Origin of the sequence: Pseudomonas californiensis (assembly GCF_021147775.1) — a bacterium.
GTDB classification, from domain to species: domain Bacteria; phylum Pseudomonadota; class Gammaproteobacteria; order Pseudomonadales; family Pseudomonadaceae; genus Aquipseudomonas; species Aquipseudomonas californiensis.
Genome location: NZ_JAGTPK010000045.1, coordinates 23252 through 32533, shown reverse-complemented (window position 1 = coordinate 32533; position 9282 = coordinate 23252). Strand labels below are relative to the sequence as shown.

Sequence of the window (9282 nt, the reverse complement as noted above, 5' to 3'; positions counted from 1 at the left end):
CTGCTGAATGGGCATAAAAAATCCGATGCCAGAGGTCTGACATCGGATTCTCTATAAAGCCCGGCCTGGACTCAAATGCTTAAGTGAACAGTATTACGCCTTGTGCGGGGTTTCTTTTGCCTGATTTTCTATATGCCTATCAGGCCTAACCACAGCTGTTTATATTCTTTTTAAATTCTTTCACCGACAGGCACAGTTGGTCTTGACTGAGACATACCCTAACAAGACGAGGAGCAACACCATGACACTGCGACTTGGCGATATCGCCCCTGACTTTGAACAGGACTCCAGTGAGGGCCGCATACGCTTCCACGAATGGCTGGGCGACAGCTGGGGTGTGTTGTTTTCCCATCCGGCAGACTTCACGCCGGTATGCACCACCGAGCTTGGCTTTACCGCCAAACTGAAAGACGAATTCTCCAGGCGCGGCGTCAAGGCCATTGCCCTGTCGGTCGACCCGGTCGATTCCCATATCAAGTGGATCGATGACATCAACACAACTCAGAACACGCATGTCAATTTCCCGATCCTGGCGGACGCAGACCGCAAAGTGTCCGATCTGTATGACCTTATCCATCCCAATGCCAGTGACACGCTGACGGTTCGTTCGCTATTTGTGATCGATCCGAACAAAAAAGTGCGCCTGACCATCACCTACCCGGCCAGCACTGGCCGCAACTTCCATGAAATCCTGCGGGTGATTGATTCCCTGCAGTTGACCGACAACCACAAAGTCGCCACGCCGGCCAACTGGAAGGACGGTGACGATGTGGTGATCGTGCCGTCGATCAAGGATGAGGAAGAAATCAAACAACGCTTTCCGAAGGGCTATACCGCCGTCACGCCTTATCTGCGCCTGACGCCACAGCCTAACCGCTGAATTTCCGGGTTCACCGAGAGTGGGGTTATTCGGGCCGATTTATCGGCCCTTTTTTTGTGTCGCTTGTTGAGCATCCCGTCCGAAGTCCGGCCTGTAGCGTCGTTCAATCGCATATATTCATTTATGGAATAACTAAATGAATAAATAAGATTTATGGATATAAAAAACTGCTGTTAATGTCACTTCCATTCCGCCTCGCCCGAGCTGCAACAGTCGTGCAGGCAACCACCCCCATTTGTAAGGAGCGCGCCATGCGCACTGTCACTCTGCGTCGAAGCCTGGTCGCTCTGTTTACCGCAGCGCTCGCGTTCGGCGCGATCACCCAGGCCCAGGCTGAAGACCTGCGCATCGGTTACCAGAAATACGGCACGCTGGTGCTGCTCAAGGCCAAGGGTTCGCTTGAGAAACGTCTGGCCGAGCAAGGCGTCAAGGTGCAGTGGACAGAGTTCCCGGGCGGCCCGCAGTTGCTGGAAGGCCTCAACGTAGGCTCGATCGATTTTGGTGTGACCGGTGAAACACCACCCGTGTTCGCCCAGGCGGCAGGCGCTGATCTACTGTACGTGGCCTACGAGCCACCCGCGCCGACCAGCGAAGCGATTCTGGTACCCAAGGACTCGCCGATCACTTCTGTCAAAGACCTCAAGGGCAAGAAGGTTGTCCTCAACAAGGGCTCCAACGTGCATTACCTGCTGGTACGCGCACTTGAGGATGCCGGTCTGAAGTATTCCGACATCCAGACCGTCTTCCTGCCACCTGCTGATGCACGTGCCGCTTTCGAGCGTGGCAGTGTCGATGCATGGGTGATCTGGGACCCGTACCAGGCTGCTGCTGAACAGCAGTTGCAGGCCCGCACCTTGAGAGACGGCTCCGGCATTGTCGACAACCATCAGTTCTATCTGGCGACCAAGCCTTACGCCCAAAAGAACCCGAAAGTGATTCAGGCGTTGATCGAAGAAGTGCGAGCCGTGGGTGAATGGTCCAAGGCCAACCCTGAGGAAGTGACCAAACAGGTCGCGCCGCTGCTGGGCCTGCCCGCTGACATCACGCTGACCTCGGTCAAGCGTCAGGGCTACGGCGCACTGTTCATCACCCCACCGGTGGTGGCTGCTCAGCAAAAAATTGCAGACACCTTCTACCAGCTCAAATTGATCCCCAAGCCGCTCAGCATCGCTGACGTGGTCTGGACGCCGCCCGCTGCTGTTGCTCAAGCACAGTAATCGACAGGCCCTTCGAGGAGACAACTCCATGAGCCTCAGTGCTTCGCAACGTTTTACTCATCGACTGGCACCCTGGGCACTTCCTGTCCTGTTATTGGCGATCTGGCAGTTGTCAGTCAGCGCTGGCTGGTTGTCCACGCGCATTCTTCCGGCACCGAGTGCGGTGATCGAGGCTGGCTACAATCTGGTCGCCAGCGGCGAGATCTGGACCCACCTGGCAATCAGCGGCTGGCGCGCCGGCATAGGCTTTGCCATCGGTGGCGGTATTGGTCTGGCACTGGGGTTCATCACTGGCCTGAGCAAATGGGGCGAGCGCCTGTTGGACAGTTCGGTACAGATGATTCGTAACGTGCCGCATCTGGCGCTGATACCGCTGGTCATCCTGTGGTTTGGCATCGACGAGACTGCGAAGATCTTCCTGGTTGCGCTCGGCACGCTGTTCCCGATTTACCTGAACACCTACCACGGCATTCGAAATATCGATCCGGCGCTGGTGGAAATGTCCCGCAGCTACGGCCTGTCGGGGTTCAGCCTGTTTCGGCACGTGATTCTGCCGGGCGCCATGCCTTCGATTCTGGTGGGTGTGCGGTTCGCACTGGGCTTTATGTGGCTGACGCTGATCGTGGCGGAAACCATCTCCGCCAGTTCCGGTATTGGCTACCTGGCAATGAACGCCCGTGAGTTTCTGCAAACCGACGTCGTGGTGCTGGCCATTGTGCTGTATGCGGTGCTGGGCAAGCTGGCCGATCTGGCCGCTCGCGGTCTGGAACGGGTCTGCCTGCGCTGGCACCCGGCCTATCAAGTCAGCAAAGGCGGTGCAGCATGACCAGTCTGAAGCAACAACCTCCGCACCTGCTTCGCGGTATTCCGCTGGGTGTTCAGAATCTCAAGAAAGCCTTTGGCACGCGTGAAGTGCTCAAGAACATCGACCTGCATATTCCGGCCGGTCAGTTCGTCGCCGTGGTGGGTCGCAGCGGTTGCGGCAAGAGTACCCTGTTGCGTCTGCTGGCCGGGCTCGACAAGCCTACGCAGGGCCAACTGCTTGCAGGCTCTGCGCCGCTGGCCGACGCCCGCGAAGACACGCGTCTGATGTTCCAGGAAGCGCGCTTGCTGCCATGGAAGAAAATTATCGATAACGTCGGCCTCGGACTGAGCGGCGACTGGCGTGCCCAGGCACTCGAGGCGCTGGAAGCTGTTGGTCTTGCCGAGCGGGCAGATGAATGGCCTGCAGCATTGTCCGGCGGTCAAAAGCAGCGCGTGGCTCTGGCTCGTGCCTTGATTCACAAGCCACGCCTGTTGTTGCTCGACGAGCCGCTGGGTGCACTTGACGCGTTGACGCGCATCGAGATGCAACAGCTGATCGAAAAGCTGTGGCGCCAGCATGGTTTCACCGTGCTGCTGGTGACTCACGATGTCAGCGAAGCTGTCGCGATTGCTGATCGGGTGATCCTGATCGACGAGGGCAGCATCGGTCTCGACCTGCTGGTTGATCTGCCACGGCCTCGCGCACGCGGCTCGCATCGCCTTGCAGCGCTCGAGACCGAAGTCCTCAACCGAGTGCTCGCTATCCCCGGTTCACCGCCTGAGCCAGAACCCTTTTCACCATTGCCTACGCAACTGCGCTGGGCAACTTAACTCCGATATCCCAAAGGAAGACATGCCATGACTATCAAAGCCATCAACGTTCGTAACCAGTTCAAGGGCACCATCAAGGAAATCGTCCACGGCGACGTGCTGTCTGAAATCGACGTGCAAACCGCTTCCGGCGTCGTGACTTCAGTGATCACCACCCGCTCGGTCAAAGAGCTGGAGCTGGTCGTGGGCAGCGAAGTGATTGCCTTCGTGAAATCCACTGAGGTTTCGATCGCCAAACTGTGATCGGCCTGCCAGACAAGCCCCGGACGGTGACGACCCTCCGGGGTTTTTTATACCTGGCAGTTTTGTGAGGTGGTCGTGCTGCGCAGCTTGGGGGATGCTTGAGGTCTGTTCCGTTGGAGCCTTCACCATGGCCATCCCCGCTCATGCAATGTCGTGCCGTTATCGCTACGATCCGTTGGATCGCCTGGTTGCCAGCGCTCCGGTTTCGGAAACCGGGACGCAGCGCTTCTATCAGAAAAACCGCTTGGCGACCGAGATACAGGGCACGCTGCAACGTACGATCTTCCAGCATGAAGACGTTGTGCTTGCCCAGCAGCATCGGAAGGGAAGTCTGTAAAGAGCCTGCTGGCGACCGATCGACAGCGTTCAGTCCTGCAATGCCTCGACGAGGCAGGCGCCGAGTCTCTGGCTTATACCGCCTACGGGCACCATCCGACTGATAGCGGCCTGACCAGCTTGCTGGGCTTCAATGGCGAGCGACGCGACCCGATCACAGGGCATTACATGCTGGGCAATGGTTATCGCGCGTTCAACCCGGTACTTATGCGTTTCAACAGCCCTGATGACTTGAGCCCGTTCGGCGAAGGCGGGTTGAATGCCTATGCGTATTGTCAGGGAGACCCTGTCAACTATTCGGACCCAACGGGGCATGCACCTTTTTCGGTGATCCTCAAATCAGGTCGCTCCCGGCATTCGATAGATTATGTGTTCTGGCCCCGAACACGAGGCCCGTCCCCTGCTCGGCCTATCGCACCTCAGGCTGCCCCCTCATCTTTGGCTAGACGTCACCCGGTGATGCTCGGCATGTTAGAACGGGCAAACACATCACGCTCCAACCTTGGCGTTGAACAGTTGTCCTCTGCGTCACCGGTTGCATCGACCCGAGGCGGTTATGCCGAACCCCTCTCTCAAGCCTCGACCTCCCGGGCAAGCGGTACATCAGGAACTCAAGAAGTGCTGAATCACGCCGATCGGCGGAGAATCAGGGAAGCGTTGAGGTACGACCTCACGCGCAAGCAGGGCAAGGGTCTCGCTCCACGAAGCAGTATCGTTGAGAGGTATGAAAATCGTATACATCGAGCGCGTACGCTTCAGGATCACTATGTAGACGCAATCCAGAAAGCCCCAGGTAACCTTCACCATATAAGAGGTCAAATTGGCGCTGACAAGTTGTTTGCTCAAGAAACACAACGTTATGCAGCATTTCTGAATAGGAAGCATGTGGTAAGCGATATTCGCAGGAATTGAGTTGGACTTCGTTCTGTTCAAGCCGTTGGCGAGATCAACGCCACTGACCGTTTCGGCAGGCACGGCGGCAGGTACAGCCCGAGGTAGGCATCGAACACGCGCATGCCTTCTTCGGCCATGCGTGGGGTGATTTCGTCGTGCAACTGCACCGAGCGTGCGTACACCCGGTCGCCTAGTTCCATGGCCAGCGCGAAGACGTCGACGTCATCCGGCAGTGCCGGGAGCTGAAAATGGCGATTGAAGACGTCCAGCATCAGTTGACCCAGCTCGATGTCGTGCTGGCGGTCGGCCTGATTGACTTCGGCCAGACCGTGCTGAGCAAGGATCAGCTGCCGCGCAGCGGCGTCTGCGTTGTAAATCGCCAGCATGCGCAGTTCAACCAAACGGGACAGGTCGCGCCAGTGGTTCAGTTCTGCGTGCTCGATAGGCGCTTGCAGGCTGGCGCGGAAAGCGGCGTGGATGTCTGCAGTCAGCGCTTCGAGCAGCGCAGGCACGCTGGCGAAAAAGTGATAGACCGACGACGGGGGAATTTCTGCTCGCTCGGCCACGCTATAAATCGACAGGCTGGCAACCCCTTCGGCAGCAAGCAGCGTACGCGCAGCGTCAAGGATCGAATCGATCCGGGCCTGACTGCGTGCGCGAGGTTTGCGGGGGGCGGCGGGGCGTGTCATGGGGGTGGCTCGTGGTTGGACGAGCGCTATTGTAAGGTCAAACACCCGCCAAGTGCGGCGGGTGCTACCGCTTTTGTGGTCTGCTCCGGTACTTGTACCTAGTAACCCTGACCGCGATCAACCTGGCCGTTCATGGCTTCACCACGCTCGAAACGCCGTATGTTGTCGAGCAGGCCGGGGAAAGCGCTTTCCGGCTGAGTCATGGCGGCAACATGGGGCGTGAGCATGATCTTCGGATGTTTCCAGAACGGATGATCAGCCGGCGCGGGCTCCTGCTGCACGACATCCAGTACGGCTGCGCTCAGATGATTGCTGTCCAGAGCCGCCAACAGGTCTGCTTCTACCAGATGCCCGCCGCGGCCCATGTTGATCAGCGCAGCACCTTGCGGCAGTTGCTCAAACAGTTTTTGATTGAGGATGCCTTCGGTGCTTTCAGTCAGCGGCAGCACGCACAACAGAATGTCGCACTGGCCCAGAAAATCGCCCAATTGCCCTTCGCCCGAATAACAGGCGACTCCGTCAATACGGTGCTCGCTGCGTGCCCAGCCTGACAGTTGAAAACCGAAAGGCTTGAGGCTCGACAGAATATGCTGCGCCTGCAAACCCAGCCCCATGACGCCCACTCTGCGTTTATGAGCCGGCACCAATGGCCTCGCTTTCCAAATACCTTCAACCTGCTGCTGCCGATAGTGCAGCATTTCTCTGTGCAGGCTGAGCACCGCGAAGGTCGCGTACTCACACATGCCGTGACTGATACCGGGATCGAGCAGGCGCACCACTGGCAACGTTTGCGGAATGCGGCTCAGGTCAAGTTGATCGACGCCTGCTGACAAGGCGAACAGCACTTTGAGGTTGGGCAGCACGATGTCCAGATCATCAGGTGCCAGCCAGGCGCCCAAGTAATGAATCTCCGAAGGGTCGCCAATGTCCGGCCACACCCGCCATTCGATGTCAGGCGCATGCTCTGCGAACAGAACTCGCCATCGTTCGGCGCGTGCGGGATCGGCTTTATAGAGCAGGGCGGGCATGGCATTTCCTGAGTCTGAAAGTGGGCCTCCATCATGCCGCAAGTCAGGAGCAGGATCTGTTGAAAGGCGTGCTTCAGTGCGCTGTGATGCCTGAAAAGCGGGCGCTGTCCGGCAGATTGCGTGGTGCGTGGGGGGCCTGAAGGAATCTGCCGTTTGCGAGGGGAAAAACAGTGGATATGGACTTCTGGAAGGCCAAGTTCGGCGTAGATCATTTTGCTGAAGGCTTAACCTGAACTACATCGCAGCCACCCGCCGGTTGCCAGACCCACGATAGGTAAAACCATGAACAGCAAAGTCGATGAAACGCCCCATTTGATCCGTCAGCGCGACCAGTTCGTGCCGCGTGGCGTGGTTACTGCCCACCCGTTGGTCATTGACCGTGCTCAAGGTTCTGAATTGTGGGACGTGGACGGCAAGCGCTACCTGGATTTCGTCGGCGGCATCGGCGTACTGAATATCGGCCATAACCATCCCAATGTGGTCAAGGCGATCCAGGGCCAACTGGAAAAAGTGACCCACGCCTGCTTTCAGGTGGTGTCCTACAAGCCATACGTTGATCTGGCCAAACGTCTGAGCCACATGGTGGCCGGGCAGAGCGGCATCGACCACAAGGCCGTGTTTTTCACCTCCGGTGCTGAAGCGGTAGAAAACGCGGTGAAGATTGCCCGGGCACACACCAACCGCCCGGCGATCATTTCGTTTCGTGGTGGTTTCCACGGCCGGACCCTGCTCGGCACTACGCTGACCGGGATGAGCCAGCCGTACAAACAGAACTTCGGGCCAATGGCGCCAGAAGTGTTCCACACCCCGTTCCCTAACGAATACCGTGGCGTGACGGGCGACATGGCGTTGGCTGCACTGCATGAGCTGCTGGCCACTCAGGTTGCTCCGGACCGTGTCGCTGCCATCATTATCGAGCCGATTCAGGGCGACGGTGGTTTCCTCGCAGCGCCGGTCGAGTTCCTCAAGGCCCTGCGCGCGCTGACCGAGCAACACGGCATCGTGCTTATTCTTGATGAAATCCAGACGGGCTTCGGACGTACCGGCAAATGGTTCGGCTTTGAACACGCCGGGATCCAGCCAGACCTGGTCACGGTCGCCAAGAGCCTTGCTGACGGGATGCCGCTTTCGGGCGTTGTCGGGCGCGCCAACATCATGGACGCACCGCTTCCGGGCGGTCTGGGCGGGACTTATGGGGGCAATGCGCTTTCCTGCGCCGCTGCGCTGGCGGTCATCGACACCTACGAGCAGGACAACCTGCTGGCGCGGGGCGAGCAGTTGGGCACTTATCTGCGTGCCGGCCTGCTGAAGCTCAAGGAACGTTACAGCTGCATCGGCGACGTACGCGGCACCGGTTTCATGCTGGCCATGGAAATGGTCAAGGATGACGCCGCGCGCAGCCCGGATGCCGATACCAATCAGAAAATCATTGATCAGGCGCGTATTGGTGGCTTGCTGGTGATCAAGTGCGGCGTTTACCGCAACGTGCTGCGTTTTCTGGCACCGCTGGTGACCACTGAACAGCAGATCGATGAGGCGCTGGTCATCCTTGATGCTGCCTTGGCACGAGTATTGAAGTCCAGCTGAGTGCTGCGTGGGTTGCGGCCGTCGCAAGGCGCCGCAGCCTCAAGTGCTGGGCATCACCGTTGGAATGGAGACGTCGTTTGCCATGGGATTAACTGATTACCGTGCACTGCTGATCGATTGTGATGAAGTGTTGATAGACCGCGACTCTGGTGTCTGGGCAGCCTTGCAACCGCTGCTGGAAAACGGTGTTTATCCCCCCGAAAGAGAGCAGGTACTGGCTCAGTTCAACGAGGTGATCAGTACGCTGTATCCACGTTTTGACGAGTTGGGTTTCAGTGGGCTGATGTGCTTTGCGCACCGTCAACTGGCCGAGCGTCTGGGTATAAAGGCCAGTTGGGAGGAGGGGATGACCTTCGCTCGCTCGGTTCCGGGCTGGACACTGTTCGAAGATGCACCCGGCGCTATGCTCTACCTGCGCAAGTTCTATCAATTGCTGGTGTATGCCGATCGCGATGTGCAAGACCGTGGGTTGCTGTGTGAGCGCCTCGGCCTTGAGCCGGACAGCCTCTTGTCGATGAACACGCATTCGCTCGACGACACCCGCTGGCTCACCGACATGGACCTGGCGCCCAACGAAACCCTGCGTGTGTCTCGCCCGCCCGCCACGGCGCTGAGCACTGGCGGACTGTGTTTGATCCGTCGCAGTCGTGAGCAGCACAGCCAACCCTGCCCGGCAGACATCTGTATCAGCAGCATGGCTGACCTTGTCGCACAGCATCAGCTGTCCTTACGGCGCTGATTTTGCTAGAAGGTAGGCACTGTGAATGGCAAAA

At 58.3% G+C, this 9282-nt stretch carries 10 protein-coding genes and 1 pseudogene; 8 read left to right on the top strand and 3 right to left on the bottom strand.

Features of this window, described 5'->3' with window-relative positions; translation table 11 throughout:
* Positions 1-241 precede the first annotated feature (241 nt).
* The 6 genes and pseudogenes from KDX37_RS26215 to KDX37_RS26190 form a co-directional block, all read left to right on the top strand.
* On the top strand, positions 242-880 hold the full coding sequence (locus KDX37_RS26215) for a peroxiredoxin (RefSeq protein ID WP_231656105.1): 639 nt from the start codon (positions 242-244) through the stop codon (positions 878-880).
* A 251-nt stretch (positions 881-1131) separates the two neighbouring features.
* Positions 1132-2097 carry a sulfonate ABC transporter substrate-binding protein gene (locus KDX37_RS26210; RefSeq protein WP_231656103.1) on the top strand — a complete coding sequence of 322 codons (966 nt, stop codon included), beginning with the start codon at positions 1132-1134 and terminating at the stop codon, positions 2095-2097.
* A gap of 28 nt (positions 2098-2125) precedes the next feature.
* Entirely contained in the window at positions 2126-2923 is a 798-nt protein-coding gene (ssuC, locus tag KDX37_RS26205; protein ID WP_231656101.1) for an aliphatic sulfonate ABC transporter permease SsuC, read from the top strand.
* Positions 2920-3732, top strand: a complete 813-nt coding sequence (ssuB, locus tag KDX37_RS26200) for an aliphatic sulfonates ABC transporter ATP-binding protein (protein WP_231656099.1) — start codon at positions 2920-2922, stop codon at positions 3730-3732. The genes ssuC and ssuB overlap by 4 nt, the downstream gene beginning before the upstream one ends.
* A 27-nt stretch (positions 3733-3759) precedes the next feature.
* Entirely contained in the window at positions 3760-3975 is a 216-nt protein-coding gene (locus tag KDX37_RS26195) for a TOBE domain-containing protein (RefSeq protein WP_002555770.1), read from the top strand.
* A gap of 127 nt (positions 3976-4102) precedes the next feature.
* Positions 4103-4626 (top strand): annotated as a pseudogene (locus tag KDX37_RS26190) (RHS repeat-associated core domain-containing protein); the annotation flags it as partial.
* A gap of 288 nt (positions 4627-4914) precedes the next feature.
* Here KDX37_RS26190 and KDX37_RS26185 read toward each other — a convergent pair.
* The 3 genes from KDX37_RS26185 to KDX37_RS26175 form a co-directional block, all read right to left on the bottom strand.
* Positions 4915-5157, bottom strand: a complete 243-nt coding sequence (locus KDX37_RS26185) for a hypothetical protein (RefSeq protein ID WP_231656111.1) — start codon at positions 5155-5157, stop codon at positions 4915-4917.
* 83 nt (positions 5158-5240) lie between these two features.
* Positions 5241-5894: a TetR/AcrR family transcriptional regulator gene (locus KDX37_RS26180; RefSeq protein WP_231656097.1), complete on the bottom strand. Its 654-nt coding sequence runs from the start codon at positions 5892-5894 to the stop codon at positions 5241-5243.
* 98 nt (positions 5895-5992) lie between these two features.
* The gene (locus tag KDX37_RS26175; protein ID WP_231656095.1) at positions 5993-6922 is read right to left on the bottom strand and encodes a 2-hydroxyacid dehydrogenase; all 930 of its coding nucleotides are present in this window, start codon (positions 6920-6922) and stop codon (positions 5993-5995) included.
* Positions 6923-7204: 282 nt separating this feature from the next.
* On the opposite strand from KDX37_RS26175, the gene gabT reads away from it, so the two are divergent.
* Positions 7205-8509, top strand: coding sequence for a 4-aminobutyrate--2-oxoglutarate transaminase (gabT, locus tag KDX37_RS26170; protein WP_231656093.1), 1305 nt, complete (start codon positions 7205-7207; stop codon positions 8507-8509).
* Positions 8510-8591: 82 nt separating this feature from the next.
* Positions 8592-9248 (top strand): HAD family hydrolase, encoded by a 657-nt coding sequence (locus tag KDX37_RS26165; protein WP_231656109.1) that lies wholly within the window; start codon positions 8592-8594, stop codon positions 9246-9248.
* Positions 9249-9282: the final 34 nt, after the last annotated feature.